The 15,036-nt window shown below is 43.0% G+C and carries 9 protein-coding genes; 4 read left to right on the top strand and 5 right to left on the bottom strand.

Annotated elements, in window-relative coordinates; all coding sequences use genetic code 11:
* Positions 1–8: 8 nt before the first annotated feature.
* From H6614_10565 to H6614_10555, 3 genes are all read right to left on the bottom strand, one after another.
* Positions 9–2,591, bottom strand: coding sequence for a T9SS type A sorting domain-containing protein (locus H6614_10565; protein MCB9244109.1), 2,583 nt, complete (start codon positions 2,589–2,591; stop codon positions 9–11).
* A 3-nt stretch (positions 2,592–2,594) separates the two neighbouring features.
* On the bottom strand, positions 2,595–3,227 hold the full coding sequence (locus tag H6614_10560) for a hypothetical protein (GenBank protein MCB9244108.1): 633 nt from the start codon (positions 3,225–3,227) through the stop codon (positions 2,595–2,597).
* A gap of 86 nt (positions 3,228–3,313) precedes the next feature.
* Positions 3,314–5,755 carry an immune inhibitor A gene (locus tag H6614_10555; GenBank protein MCB9244107.1) on the bottom strand — a complete coding sequence of 814 codons (2,442 nt, stop codon included), beginning with the start codon at positions 5,753–5,755 and terminating at the stop codon, positions 3,314–3,316.
* A 131-nt stretch (positions 5,756–5,886) separates the two neighbouring features.
* Here H6614_10555 and H6614_10550 point away from each other — a divergent pair, with 131 nt between their 5' ends.
* The gene (locus tag H6614_10550; GenBank protein ID MCB9244106.1) at positions 5,887–7,140 is read left to right on the top strand and encodes a T9SS type A sorting domain-containing protein; all 1,254 of its coding nucleotides are present in this window, start codon (positions 5,887–5,889) and stop codon (positions 7,138–7,140) included.
* A 136-nt stretch (positions 7,141–7,276) separates the two neighbouring features.
* Here H6614_10550 and H6614_10545 read toward each other — a convergent pair whose 3' ends face one another.
* Positions 7,277–7,777 carry a hypothetical protein gene (locus tag H6614_10545; protein MCB9244105.1) on the bottom strand — a complete coding sequence of 167 codons (501 nt, stop codon included), beginning with the start codon at positions 7,775–7,777 and terminating at the stop codon, positions 7,277–7,279.
* A gap of 181 nt (positions 7,778–7,958) precedes the next feature.
* Between H6614_10545 and H6614_10540 the strand changes: the two genes are divergently transcribed.
* The gene (locus tag H6614_10540; protein ID MCB9244104.1) at positions 7,959–10,253 is read left to right on the top strand and encodes a T9SS type A sorting domain-containing protein; all 2,295 of its coding nucleotides are present in this window, start codon (positions 7,959–7,961) and stop codon (positions 10,251–10,253) included.
* Between the two features lie 197 nt (positions 10,254–10,450).
* Here H6614_10540 and H6614_10535 read toward each other — a convergent pair whose 3' ends face one another.
* Positions 10,451–10,993: a hypothetical protein gene (locus H6614_10535; GenBank protein ID MCB9244103.1), complete on the bottom strand. Its 543-nt coding sequence runs from the start codon at positions 10,991–10,993 to the stop codon at positions 10,451–10,453.
* Positions 10,994–11,201: 208 nt separating this feature from the next.
* Here H6614_10535 and H6614_10530 point away from each other — a divergent pair, with 208 nt between their 5' ends.
* Together H6614_10530 and H6614_10525 are read left to right on the top strand one after the other, a co-directional pair.
* A complete protein-coding gene (locus H6614_10530) occupies positions 11,202–12,458 on the top strand; it encodes a T9SS type A sorting domain-containing protein (protein ID MCB9244102.1) in 1,257 nt (418 codons plus the stop codon).
* Positions 12,459–12,491: 33 nt separating this feature from the next.
* Positions 12,492–15,011: a T9SS type A sorting domain-containing protein gene (locus H6614_10525; GenBank protein MCB9244101.1), complete on the top strand. Its 2,520-nt coding sequence runs from the start codon at positions 12,492–12,494 to the stop codon at positions 15,009–15,011.
* Positions 15,012–15,036 lie beyond the last annotated feature (25 nt).

Genomic DNA, 15,036 nt, shown 5'->3' with positions numbered 1-15,036 from the left:
GATAAAAATTATTTTACTAATACCATTCTCTTTGTCTCTCTGAAATCTCCCGCCTCTATTCTGTAAAAATATACACCGCTCGCCAATGATGAACCGTTAAATTCCACCTCGTACTGCCCGATTTCTTTTCTCTCATTGACCAGCACCTTGGCTTCTTTTCCGGTAACGTCATATACTGTTATCTTTACATTCCCGCTCTTTGGTATGCTGAATTGTATCTTAGTGGACGGGTTGAATGGATTGGGATAGTTCTGGCTGAGCGAATACGTCTCTGCTATCTGGCTGATATTATGCACACCAACCACAATACTGCTCACGTCCGCTGAATATATCGACCTTCCGTGTGTTGCCGCCACCAGCAAATGCGTCGGCTGATGATAGTTTATGTCGAATACCGGTGAGTTCGGCAGTCCTGTGCCAACCGCCTGCCATGTCGCGCCTAGATTCGATGTATAATAAACTCCCGCATCCGTGCCAACAAATAATATCGAATCCCTCGTCTCTTCTATAATAATTGAATTTACTGGCACGTCGGGCAGGTTGCCTGCTATCGAAGTCCACGTCGCGCCGAAATCCGTCGTCCTGTAGATCCGTGGAGTGTTCTCATCGAGTGTGTACCCGCTCAGCGATACATACGCCGTCGCCGGGTTCCGCATATCCGTAACAACATCCGTCATATATCTGCTGGGAAGCGAGCCCGTCACATCTGTCCATGTCGTACCTGAATTTGTCGTGACCGATATCTTTGCGTCGTCCGTGCCGGTATATATCACCCGTGCGCCTCCGGTATATGGAGCAGACGAGATACACGTTATCGTTCCAAGCCTTCCGTTCTGACCGCGCGTAAGGTCCGGACTGATTGCCGTCCATGACGACCCCCTGTTAGTCGATCTGAATACCTTGTAAGTTCCTATGTAAAGTGTTGTCGAAATTTCTCTGTCGATTATGTACGGCGTGTTCCAGTTCGTTCTCGAAAAATCCACTCCGTTCCTTATCGAATTAAAGCTGTTACCGCCGTTGGTGCTTCTTCCTATCCCGCCGTTCTGCGATTCCGCGTACATTACGTTCGAATCATTATAATCTATCTTAAATACAAAGCCGTCTCCGCCGTAAAAATGATCCCAATCTGCAGTGCCGCCGGTCTTTGTTCCGACCGAACCGTTATCCTGAAGTCCGCCGTATTTTCTATCGGGTAGCTGGTAGTCGATATCCGATGCATAGAACTGGCTTATCGGAAGATCGTATGACTTATTCCAGTTAGTTCCTCCGTTTGTAGTTATGAACATCCCGCCGTCATTTCCGTTAAAGATGTTGCTCACATTTGAAGGGTTTATCCAGAGCGCGTGCATATCCGGATGTTGCTCGTCGAATGTTCCGCCGTATGCATCTGTTATATTCGTCCAGCTTGTCCCGCCGTTCGTGCTTCTATATGTATCCACGTCACCAACGTAAACTTTATTATGATCCGTTGGATCTACTTCTATCATCCCAAAATACCATCCGAAATTGGAAAACTCCGAATCTAATATTCCGTCCGGCATCCTCGTCCAGCTGGCTCCTTTATTTGTGGACATATAAAATCCTTCGAATACGTTATCCTGTGATGCCGATGAAGTGTTCGATACTTTTCTATACAGCGTGTATACGTAATTTGGATTTGAAGGCGCCACTGCGATACAGATCCTGCCTATGTTAGCCGCAGGTGCCGGCAATCCGTTCGTTATCCTTGCCCATGTTGCTCCTGCATCGGTGCTCATATAAACTCCGCTCGATACACCGCCTGCCTTCCTGAAAGACGGTCCTCTCAATCTCTCCATCATTGCCGCGTAAACACGGTTGGAATCCGATGGATCTATTGCCACGTCCACCGCGCTTGTCGAATCGTTTAGATAAAATACCTGCGTCCAGTTCAGTCCGCCGTTTACCGACTTATAAATTCCTCTGTTAGTTCCCTTTGAATACAATCCCCCGCCCGATGCCGCGTAAATGGTGTTAGGGTTTTGTGGTGAAATGGAGATCTCACCCAATGACATTGTGCTGTCCAGACCGACAAGTGTCCACGTGTCGCCCTTGTCTGTTGATTTCAGCATTCCAAATCCGGGATATACTTCCGTCGCGTTGTTTGCTTCACCTGTCCCGCAATATATTATGTTGGGATTCAGCGGATCCATTTTCAAACTTCCTACCGAGAGACTGGAAACAAAGTCCGTCTTAGGCTCCCAGCTTACTCCGCCGTCTGTGCTCTTTATAATACCGCCTGCCGCCGCGCCTGCAATAATAATGTTCGTATTTCCCGGATCCACTACTATTGCGGTTATCCTTCCGCCGATATTATACGGACCGCTGGCAGTCCATGTCAGACCCAATGGATTATCCCTTTCCATTGACATCTTCCTCTCCACTGCATCGAAGTATTTATGAAAGGGAATGTTCCCGTTTTGGTCTGCCCTCTGGTTGTAAAAATAATCCGAAGGCATGTATTTATTGTCTGATCCCTCGTTCTCTTCTTCGTATTCCTCATGCGAACCCAGAAATTTCACACCTGCAAATACTACCCCCGTTAAAACTATTACTAGTAATATTCTTTTCATCTTTTAATTTGTTTGTACTCTTGCTTCACGAAAATATTTTACGGACGTTCCCAGGTAAACTGCAATAAGTATCCTTATCACTGCCCAGAATATAGAACCCGCTCCCCCTGCCATCGCCATAACACCGATACCCATCAATACCTCCAGCACTATAAGTGTGATTGCGATATACAAAGCCGTTACGGAAGGCTTCTTTACCATCAATGCCAGGAAAACATAGACAAATCCTAAGAACAAATAAATAAAACCGTATATCAATCCATCCGCCCTTGCGCTTGCTTCACCGGAAAGAAAGACCACCGCGAATACTGCTCCAAGTATATCCAGGACCGCAAGCAAAATTAGCAATCCGAAACAACTCCTTATCCTGCTCGACGGGTCTGCATTCGAACCTTCCAGCGGCTTTCCGTCACGCAGTATCTCAAACCCTGAATCCATTAACCCCACGTTGAGCCTCACATACAGCCGTGAGCCGTCCTTTAGAGTTACTTCCCTTCCTTCTCGTAATGCTTCCTTACCCTCTATCGTTCCTATTACATCGCCATCCTGCCTTATTGTAAAATCCTTCCACCCGATCCCCCATGAAAATTCCAGGTTCTTGGGACCGTCTTTTTCTAATGCAAATGATTTTTTCAATATTCCCGCGTTGATTTATTAAAAAGAAAGGGGGTATCTCTACCCCCTCCGTTATAAATTAAATAAATTTATCTTTTTATTCAGGGTTATTTAACCAATACCATTCGTTTCGTTTCTACAAAGTTCTCCGCTCTTATTTCGTAATAATATACTCCGCTCGATAATTTCGATCCGTCGAATACTACCGAGTAACTTCCCGCTTTCTGAACACCGCTCACTAGTTGCGATACTTCCCTTCCGAGCATGTCATAAACCTTTAATGTTACGGCCTGGTCTTTCGGAATAGAGAAATTGATCGTCGTTGACGGATTGAATGGATTCGGATAGTTCTGGCTCAGATCATAGCTTACTGGGATCTGACCGTTTCCGGTTATTCCCGTGCTTCCGTCATAGCCTAATATACATATATCATCCACGTACCATCCGTCCAGGTTGGTGCCGTTATCGGATCTGAAATAAAATCTCAGCTTAACACTGTTATTCCTGTATTGTGATATGTCTATATCTTCCTGCTTCCACGTGCTCATTGTTCCGTCATATAGAGGCTGTCCGTTCGGCTGGAAACTTCCGCTTCCCGGCTTTGTAAACTTACCCTGTAACGCTGTCCATGACGTTCCGTTATTGGTACTGATCTGCACCTGTCCGTAATCCCATCCGCTCTCCGTTGCATACCTTGTGTTAAACATCAGCTTAATGATATTCAGTGTATTGCTCAGAGGAATAGGTGTATTAAGTGTAAGTGTATTGGTTACGTTCGAACTGTAATTTCCAAACGGGCTGTCAGTATATGAAAACGGAGGTGACACAAAGTCGCTTGTCGTGGTCGCCCATGTATTGTTAGCGTTAGGCCCTGATGCGGTCCATAGTGGGTTAACGCTCACCACAGTATCTTTGAATAATATTGTTGGAGTACCGAGTATAAACGACATAGTGTCTCTTGATACTATGTTCGTTCCCAGCTTTATATTCACCAAAAGTTTAGTCGTTTGACCGTTATTAATATTCGGATTTATTTTTAATAGGAACGGATCAGCAATGTTGTTCTTTGATTCAAAAAATGTGAAATTGGTAAGCGTTTTATCGTTCGATAATATTGTCACCGCCGTATCCAGTGTCTGGAGGCTCATAGTAACGGTGCTAGCGTTATTCACGCCGACGCTCTTCGCCGCTACATATATTCTTGCTGTATCTCCTGCGCCCACGCCCGATCCCGGAGCAAAACCCGATCCGTCATACACCGCGAATGTATCTGCCGCGCCTGCCCAGAATAGGTTCGGTACTAAATTTATCATCGCTAGCGGGAATATACGGTTTTGAGCAGGCCAGAAGCCGTCCGACCCCGTACCTATCTCCGGAGTTAGCGATATGATCTTTGAGTGTGCCGAGTCATTGTAGAGCCAGTCATCCGAACCGCCCCGTACTTCATATCCGACGGTTTGCGATGCAACCCCCGGAAGGAATCCGTTAAACTCTGACATGAAACCAGTCCAGTTCTTATAGATATTTGAATCCGGTGTCTGCTGCGGGTCTATCCATGCCCACGGATATATGAGCAGGTTTCCGTATGAATGGTAAAACAAGCTGTTTACGAAATTATTCGAGTTTGCGAAGTTCTGTATTGCCTGTGTCTCCGGCTCAGAAAATGGAGCCGTTCCCCTGTATGTATCGGAGTTTGGGCTCGTCGATGATCCACCGTTCGGAGAGTTCCAGTATTGATACAGACCAAAATTCCTGTTGAGGTCGATTCCGTTCGTTGCCTGCTGGTAATTCACCGTATCTACACCGCGGAGGTTCTTCCTTCTCATTCCTCCGCCGTTCGGGAAAAACTTTTGATTGTACCTGTACCCGTCCGGATTTACAAAAGGAATAAATACCAGCTCCCTATTATCCAGAAGATATTTCACGACCGGGTCGGTATTGTAGTTCTCCAACAAATAATAGGAGAAGTACATCAGGTTCATTACAGTGATTGCCTCGCGGGCGTGTATCAGCGCAGTGTATAACACCTGCGGCTTTGTGCTTGTTCTCGGCGCGTTGCTTGTGATGTTGTATGCGTATATCGGCTTACCGGTAAAAGTCGTTCCTATCTGATATTTCGGCGACACGAGCGTCGGATAATCCATTGCCATCGAATCAATCTTCCTTATTACTTCATCATAAGTATAATATCCGCCCATGCTTCCGTATCCAAACCCGCTCACATTGTCTCTGTCGAGCATCATCTGCCTCTGCTGTTGCTTCTCGCTCTCCGTCATCGGTGGTATCTTGCTGTAATAATCTTCGTACCAATCTCCGTATATTATGTCAAATGCTATCCCTTCATCCATCATTGTCTGCACTTCCGCTCCGTTTAGATATGCGAGGAAAGTATTGTCTGTCTTATCTATGTCCACGTGATCTACGGCAACCCCCAGCTTGCTCAAGCGGTCGAGCACGTTACCGGTATTGTATATTTTTACGTATAATGTCTTATTTATGTCCCCCACGTTGCGGTATCTGTCATCATTTGTACCGGATGTGAATATCACTGATAATCCGATTAGTAAAATAGCAAATGAGACCAATCTAAGGTAATTTGGACGCATTTATGTGTTTTATTTTAGTTTTATATGTCAATTAACTTAGTTAAATTCTTTTCATAAGTCAACACGATATAGATATGCCACGAACTGCCATAACCATATTATCTATATGTCTGTTTTTCACAATAAATTCCCCAACATTTTCGCAAATTGGATGGAAAGCGATCGATAATCCCGCTCAAAGCTGGCTCTTTTGCCTTACATTCACCAATGAAAATACCGGCTTTATTGCAGGACAATACGGTACCGTGATGAAATCCACCGACGCAGGTCTAAGCTGGGCAATAAAACCCACTCCCACTGATCAGGTCTTATTATCGGTTCATTTCTTTGACCCGAACAACGGCTTCATCTGCGGTACTAACGGCACAATAATAAAAACTACCGACGCGGGCGAATCATGGTTCCTGGCGGAAGCCCCTTCCATTTACGCTTTGAATTCTACTGCCTTCATTGATGACAGTACGGGATTTATCGTAGGCGACTATGGCTCTATACTTGCTACACAAGACCGCGGGAATACATGGACGCAGGTTAATTCACCAACAGTCAACATGCTTAACTCCGTCAGCTTCTCTTCCCCCTTACACGGAATGGCAGTCGGTCTGTTCGGTACAATAATAAAAACTGATAACGGTGGTCTCTCGTGGCACAGCGTCAATTCACCGACTTACAAAAATTTTCACTCTGTTTACTATATTGATCCTTCCCTTTCATTTATAGCCGGATTCCCCGGAAATATATACAAAACAACTAATACAGGGAGTTCATGGGAACAGCAGGTCAGTCACGCAGGCACTTCGCTCCGTTCCGTCTTTTTTCTCAATGCGAACACAGGGTATATTGCCGGGCATCACGGCACTATCTTAAAAACTATAAACGGAGGCGTGACCTGGTATCTTCAGGAACCTCCTCTGCTCAGAAATCTTTCCTTCGTAAAATTCCTCGATGAAAATACAGGATACATTGTCGGCAGGGACGGAACTATCTTTCGCACTACTAACGGAGGAGATTCACCCACACCCGTCGATCCCAATGCCAATCTCCCGCGTAGCTTCGCACTAATGCAGAACTACCCAAACCCGTTTAACCCGTCCACGATCATCGGGTTCGATGTTCCTTACCGCCCCGGATTCTCCGGCTCCGATATGGTGAATATCTCCGTATATGATATCACCGGCAAACGCATCGCCGTTCTCGTCAATTCCGAATACAAAGCAGGCTACTATGAAGTCGAATGGAATGCGCCTGCGATGGCAAGCGGAGTGTATATTTATAAATTCATCTCCGGCGATTTTATCGAATCGAAAAGAATGATCTTACTAAAATAGCATCGGGTCTCCCCTTTTAGAAAGGGGAGAAGTCACGGTTAGCGAGGAACGAGTGATTACCATGACAGAGGGGTTATAAATAAAAAAACCCTCATACCTCTCGGCATGAAGGCTTATAATGGGGGAAGTGCAAATATCAATTAAGATATCTACACAAAAAACTAATACCGTTTTTATCCCATAAAAGTTCCAGCTCGTAATCCACCAGTATCCATTTCCTGTTCATCATCAGATCACCGTCCTGTACTATTGCCTCTATCGAACGCTCGTCGACTTTATTGTTCTCTTCCTTTTTAATATAATCACCCTTTTTTTCTTCCTTTTCCCTTTCCAGCTTCAGGTCCCTGTCGCTGAATATACTCGGCTCGCCGTACTCGTTCACAAGTAATATAAATGCCTGGTCAAACTGCTCCTTCGACGGGTATTTTATCTTTCCCATGAGGCTGTCATTCCTGAATATTACCTTACCCCAAAACTCCACCGCATCATTCTGCTTATAAACCGATCCGTCCAGGTCCACTACCTCACCCCACTGCTCGTACTGGCTTTTATCACCCAGCTCCAGTCCCCACACGGTCTGTGATTTACCATCGATATATACAAATAACAATAGTATAACTAAAATAATGTATCTCATAAAATGCATATTATATTGTTTGGATATATTACAAATTTAAACCTCTAATTTCCCTCAGATACAATTTCACACACCAGGCAGAAATTTTCCGGGGAACTAATCAATGTTTTGATTTGTCTTTATTCTTAAATAATTATAACTTTACTAAATAAATAAATCCAATCATTAAAACAAGAGAAAGATGAAAAAAGTAATACTCGGTGCATCTATTATATTGCTTGTTGTCGTTTTGGTAAATCTCCACTTCGACTCAGGCACGAATAATTTCAGCTCCAATTCAAATCTTTATGCTTCCGTAAATGATGTTAGCGGTGTATTATGGACTGATGTAGAATCATCATCCATTGTACAGGTCGGTGATAGAGTTATCGTACCCGATTACTATAGGACCGTAAGCTTGAATATGTCTGAGCTTAGAAATATCCTGAACCAAGCTCCCCTGGAAAGTATAGTTAAAGCAAAAAATTCATCCGTTATCCTATCGCTTCCCCTACCGGACGGTAGCTTCGGCAGGTTCAAAATTGTCGAGTCGCCCGTAATGGCGCCTGAACTCGCCGCTCAGTTCCCGGAGATTAAGACCTATTGCGGTCAGGGAATTGATGACGGTACTGCTAACGTAAGACTTGACCTTACTCCTCAGGGATTCCATGCCTCTGTCTTATCCGTCAATGGAAGATTCTTCATTGACCCGTATAGCAAAAATGATGTAACTAATTATATCAGCTACTACTCTAAAGACCTTTCGGTTGATCCAAACGAGTTTGTATGCCAGGTTGAAAATACTCCTGATAACAGCAAAAATAATAACCTTCTTCTGGATAACCCTTCATCGATCGGTGACCAGTTGAGAACTTACCGCCTTGCTCTTGCATGTACCGGTGAATATGCCGCTTATCATGGCGGAACTGTACCAACTGCGCTGGCGGCGATGACCACATCCATAAATAGAGTTAATCAGGTTTATGAAAACGATCTCTCGGTAAGAATGGTCTTGGTTGCGAATAACAGCTTACTTGTTTATACGAATTCATCGACAGATCCGTACACAAATAATAACGGTTCTACTATGCTTAGCCAGAACCAGTCTAATATTGATGCGGTTATCGGCAGTGCTAACTATGACATTGGTCACGTGTTCAGCACAGGCGGTGGCGGTATTGCAGGACTTGGAGTTGTTTGCGTAAGCGGTCAAAAAGCCCGCGGAGTAACCGGACTTCCGGCTCCTGTTGGCGATCCGTTCGATATCGATTACGTTGCCCACGAAATGGGACACCAGTTCGCCGGCAACCATACACAGAATAATACTAACTGTAATGCGAATCCTTCCACGGCTTTTGAACCGGGAAGCGCTTCGACTATAATGGGTTATGCCGGTGTTTGCGCGCCTAACCTTCAAAACCACAGCGATCCTTATTTCCACGTTGGAAGCCTCATCGAGATAGATGGCTTTACTACGGGGTTTGGCGGTACATGTCCGGTTAATACTGCTACCGGAAATAATGCGCCTACGGTTACACTTCCGTCCAGTGGATTTACTATTCCTATCGGCACTCCGTTTATGCTCACAGGTTCGGCTACCGACCCTGACAGTGACCCGCTTACTTATTGCTGGGAAGAATATGATGTTGGACCGCAGGGAAACCCTAACAGCCCGAGTGGTACTGCGCCGATATTCCGGTCGTTCAATCCGACCACTTCTCCGTCCAGGATGTTCCCAAAGAAATCCGACATTCTTAACAATACAACTACTCTCGGAGAGAGACTGCCTACTTATACCAGGCTTCTTAAATTCCGTCTCACTGCGCGCGATAACCGCGCCGGCGGTGGTGGACACGGATATGACCTGATGTTCTTCACTGCTGATGCGTCTGCCGGTCCGTTCCTCGTCACAAGCCCGAATACTGCTGTTGTTTGGGAAGAAGGACACTCCGAAATGGTGACATGGGACGTTGCCAATACTAATAACGCTCCCGTCAGCTGTGCTAACGTTAACATACTGCTCTCTACAGACGGCGGTGATACTTTCCCGATAACTCTCGCTTCTAATACTCCTAACGACGGCTCCGAATCCATTACGGTTCCGAATAACCTGACTGCGACTGCAAGAGTAAAAGTTGAATCTGTCGGTAATATCTTCTTTGATCTTTCTAATGCAAACTTCACTATCCAGATGGCATCTTCCATTTCAAATCTGAATAGCGGGGTTCCTGAAAGGTTTGGACTTGCGCAGAATTATCCTAACCCATTCAACCCGGAAACAAAGATCAATTTCGATATTCCGTCTAAGTCTGCTGTAACGCTGAAGATTTATGACATAAGGGGAGTCCTGATAAATACGCTTGTAAATAGCGAGGTGCTTTCACCCGGATTCTATTCCGCTTCATTCAACGCGGCAAGCCTCCCAAGCGGTGTTTACTATTACAGGCTCGAAGCAGGATCATTCGTTGAAACGAAAAAGATGTTACTGATAAAATAAGCGAAAGCTGATAACCCAAATGCCGTTGCAGGTGTTATCACCTGCAACGAATAATAAAGATTATCACCAACAGCCACTGAATATAAAAAAGGCGGGTAGTACCCGCCTTTTTTTTGTAAACCTTAAACTTTTCCAAATACTTTTTCGCCGTTGTTGGTGTTTATGCGAACGCCGTGAGCGTCACCAACAACCAAAAATTACTTCAAATACTTAAGCTGAAATCTCACGCCGTATTGATCATACACCAGCTCCATCTCATAATCCACCAGTATCCAGTTCCTTTTCATTGTCATGTCTCCGTCAGCTACCATCTGGTCCACGTTCCTCGTGTCCTCGGGAACCACAGTTGTATCCGCTTTATGCTTGTACCGGGGATTGATCTTTTTCTGAGTTGCTATGTATGCGTCTATGGAATCCTGTTTGTGCTTCTCCTTCTCCAGCATTATGTTCCTGTCCTTAAAAAGGCTCGGTTGCCCGTAGTTCTGCACTATTTCTATAAATGCCGACTGAAAATCCGCGTCCTTTCCGTCCGGGAGGCTCATCTCCAGCACCCCGTCCTTATATTTCGCCGTTCCCCAAAGATCCACACCCGTTTTCACCCTGTATCCGCCGTCCTCTTCCCATGTATTATACTGGTTCTGATCCCCGACTTCTATTCCCCATAATACCTGGGAATGTACGTTTGATATGCAAAATATGCTTAAAATAAATACGATACCTGCAATATATTTTTTCACCATATGCTTTTTTTATTAAAGATTTTTCTGCGAAGTATGATACAATTTAAACGCGCAAAAAAACTAATTCAAGTTTTTAAATTATGCTCAATTTTGTTTATATTCTAGCCCAAACTCAAATGTTAAAAAACTATGATTATGTCTTGATTTTATTTCCTGTAAGTCATAACATATAATGCATACAACCACATCCGGAATAGACTGTAAGTAAATGAGATTTCAACCAATAATATTTTTTATTCCTTTTTTACTTTACGCAAATGTCTCCTCAGCCCAATGGATACATCAGCAATCTGGTGTATCAAATCAGGAGTGGCGTAATATTAAATTTTTGAACGAAAACACCGGGTATGCATGCGGTTACAATACAATTATTAAAACCACTAACGGTGGCGAAAACTGGATAAATCAAACTATTCCTCCATCCGATATTTTGTTTGATCTCTCTATAGTTGATTCAAATATTGTTTATTGTGTAGGGTTTTATGGAAGAATACTAAAAACAACAAACGGCGGAGAGAATTGGGTAAATTTATTTTCCGATACTCTAACATTCATTTATTCCTGTCACTTCATCGACAAAAATACCGGCTGGTGCGCGGGATCAAGAGGATTTCCTAATGGAACATTCCTTGTAAAGACAACAGATGGTGGAAATAACTTCATATCATATGCATTTGCCAACCTTTCTATAAGGGACATTTATTTTAAAGATGCAAATACTGGATTATTTTGCTCTGGAGGAGCAATATGGCGATCAACAAACGGAGGTATAAATTGGTATTCTCCAAATTATAATTTTCATAATGCCGGTTACGAATTCCGGAGATTTGGGATTGCAAACAATCAATACTGCTGGCTTGTATCACTTACCAGGCCGGTTTATAGGTCAACGGATTTTGGAGAAAACTGGGACAGTATAGCTTATATACCGTCTAGCTACAATGTTTATTCAACATATTTTGCAAATATAAATACAGGATGGGTAGGCGTAGCATTTGGTGAAATTTACAAAACAACAGATGGAGGTTATAACTGGTTCGATTGCTCTACCACACAGCCATCAGGCTTTATTAGCGACATTTTTTTTCTCAATGAAAACACCGGCTGGGCTGTGGAAGGTAATAACGGAAACATCTTCAAAACAACAAACGGCGGGTGTAATACAGTTGGTATTAGCAATAACTCTTCATCACTGCCAAAAGAACATATTTTATACCAGAACTACCCCAATCCGTTCAATCCAAGTACCCGAATTGAATATTCTTTAAAAGAATCCGGAGATGTAAAGTTGGTTGTGTATGATACACAGGGTAGGAAAATTGAAACTCTTGTTGATACATTCCAGAAAAATGGCGATTACATTTCAGACTTTACGGCTCCCCGGCTTTCAAGCGGAGTATATTTTATAATATTAAAATTCAATAATGAAATAATAAACTCTAAGAAAATGCTTTTTATTAAATAAAGTTCTCCTTTAATAAAGGAGAGGGAGGAAGAAATGAAACGCATTATCTCAATTTTGCTGTTATCTACCATTATTTTCGCAAAACCTGCCAATAGCCAGATCGAATACGGATCCAACAGGCTCGGATGCGCAACCGAGGATATTGCGCCCGGTGGTCTATATCCACCTTTTAAAACACCTAACACAATTGATTACGGTGCAGCCACCAACTTTGATGTAATTAAGGTTGTGATTGTATTTGTGAAATTTGCTAATGATAATTTCGATCAATCCAATTCTAACTGGTCAGGGAGTTCATCAATGCCCACTTTTGGCAATAATTTACTCGCAACTTTCAGACATGGTACAGGACAGACAGATTGGTGGAATTTTTATGATCCAAATACCGAATGTCTGTCATCCTGGTTTTGCGAAGCTTCAAGAGGAAAAATGCATGTTATAGGAGATGTATATACTGTGACACTGGCTCATGAATATAGTTATTATCAGGATGACGAAAGAGGAAAAGAGGGAGAACTGAATGAAGAAATTTTTGAATACCTTGATCAGGTACTTCAAGTTGACTGGCGTGATTATGATAAATGGGGATATGAAAACGGAGATTTTTATTATAGTAACAATGGCGATAAATACGTTGATATGGTATTTAGAATATTCCGGTATAATTATGGAGATATTTTTTCTTATGACCTTTCGGGCTGGGCTTACTTAGGAGAGATAGGCACAAGAAACCAGGAATACTACCCCTTAAGTCACGATAAGCGAATGAGCGGAAAAACTCCCGTTGGCTATGAGGGATCCGGACTTACAGTAATGGGGAATGGTAGTTCGGGAATTTTAGATAAAAATGGAACAGTTGCAAGACTTGCTCATGAGTTTGGACATTGGCTTTTCGGATCTGGGCACAGTAATATTGGACGGATGGGCGGTGGTGGTGAATATTTTCTGGACCCATGGGAACGAATTAAGCTTAATTTCCTCACTTCAAGCGAAATTCAAACCTTTGGAGTGAATGATGATTACCTTGATTTTACATTGCAGGATTATTCTGCGAGAACAAGCGGTAAATCGCTTTTGAAAATTGATCTTGGAGGAGATGAAAACTTTTTAATATCATCAAGAAGGAGAATTTCGAAGTGGGATGTTGCCTCAAGCGGGGATACTCTTTTAGGAAATCCTTTCACTTCCATTGATCCGGAAAATTATGGGTACGGAAAGGGGGTTTACATTTATCACAATAATGATGATTGGGAAGAGGATTCATATCCAAATGATAAGATCGACATTGAGTGCGCAGATGGTTTATGGGGGTGGCAACACTCTGGTAATGGAACTCCGGATTGGAGCTATACCCAAAATTGGCTACCGGTTATGGACAAAATTGCTCTATACCGTTATGCAAATGATGATGGAGTTCCAGGAGTAATTCCATCTGGGGGTTATTATGGGGGTAAAGATGGAATTTCAATCCAGTCTGAAGAAAGTGGATTCCATTGTTTAGATCCAGACAATAATCCTATTAGATGTGTTGTTGGTAAATACTTTAGTCCCGGTGAAAAGGAAAGTTCTATTGGCTTACTGGGAACCGACAAAATGCATACTAACAATATTAGCAGATGGACTTCACGGGAACTTTTGGGAGACCGGTATGACGCGTGGCAAGAAGGAGAAATATTTTCCCCTTATTCAAGCCCAAGCACATATAAATGGGACAATACCGGTGCTCATAAGACATTCGTTTGGGTTTATGACATTGATGAAACAAATAATACTACCCGATTCAAAATTTACAGGGAATCAGGTACACTGTCAGAGACCCAAATTCTGGCTGAAACTCCTCCTTCAAAACCAATGAATTTAAGATTAATCGAATTTTATCCTCCCGGAACGCCTAGTATATGCCATCCCGAATTAGTATGGAGTCAGAATATTGAGCCGGATATGAAAAATCCAAACTATGAGGATAATTTATTTTATGAAATATACAGAGTCTCAGCCTCTACTATGAACACAATACCAAATCTAGATAATGCTCAGTTAATAGCAACAGTAAATTTTCCATCAACAGAAGGTAACCCTTATTATATAGACTATAGTATCAAAAAATATGATTGTGTAAATCTAGACGGACCACCATACGGAAATCCATTTCCGGTTAGATACTTTATAAAAGCAGTAGATAAATACGGGACAAAATCCGTCCGGTCAGATTTTGTTGCGACAGTAGGACTTGATGATTCCGGCGGAAAGGAAAACGGCGACAAGCCATTTGGTTTGGATGAAATTCCTCTTAGTTATGAATTACACCAAAATTACCCAAACCCGTTTAACCCGTCGACAAATATACAGTTCGACCTGCCAAATGACGCAACTGTCTCTTTAAAGATATATGATATGCTTGGACGCGAAGTCGCGACACTGGTTAATGAATTCAGGAATGCAGGCAGATATATTATAGGCTTTGACGGCTCAAAACTTTCGAGTGGAGTATATTATTATAAGATCAAAGCGGGTAATTTCGAACAAACCAAAAGAATGGTACTGGTAAAGTAAAAAACATAGGGATTAACACTATATA

It is taken from the genome of Ignavibacteriales bacterium (genome assembly GCA_020635255.1).
GTDB lineage: Bacteria > Bacteroidota > Ignavibacteria > Tepidaquicellales > Tepidaquicellaceae > JAEYVS01.
This window is presented reverse-complemented; position numbering and strand designations above follow the sequence as displayed.

Excerpts from the sequence above, each read along its gene's own strand:
- H6614_10535 (MCB9244103.1), bottom strand. The coding sequence starts at position 10,993 with ATGGTGAAAAAATATATTGCAGGTATCGTATTTATTTTAAGCATATTT.
- H6614_10545 (MCB9244105.1), bottom strand. The coding sequence starts at position 7,777 with ATGAGATACATTATTTTAGTTATACTATTGTTATTTGTATATATCGAT.
- H6614_10565 (MCB9244109.1), bottom strand. The coding sequence starts at position 2,591 with ATGAAAAGAATATTACTAGTAATAGTTTTAACGGGGGTAGTATTTGCA.
- H6614_10530 (MCB9244102.1), top strand. The coding sequence starts at position 11,202 with ATGAGATTTCAACCAATAATATTTTTTATTCCTTTTTTACTTTACGCA.
- H6614_10540 (MCB9244104.1), top strand. The coding sequence starts at position 7,959 with ATGAAAAAAGTAATACTCGGTGCATCTATTATATTGCTTGTTGTCGTT.
- H6614_10550 (MCB9244106.1), top strand. The coding sequence starts at position 5,887 with ATGCCACGAACTGCCATAACCATATTATCTATATGTCTGTTTTTCACA.
- H6614_10525 (MCB9244101.1), top strand. The coding sequence starts at position 12,492 with ATGAAACGCATTATCTCAATTTTGCTGTTATCTACCATTATTTTCGCA.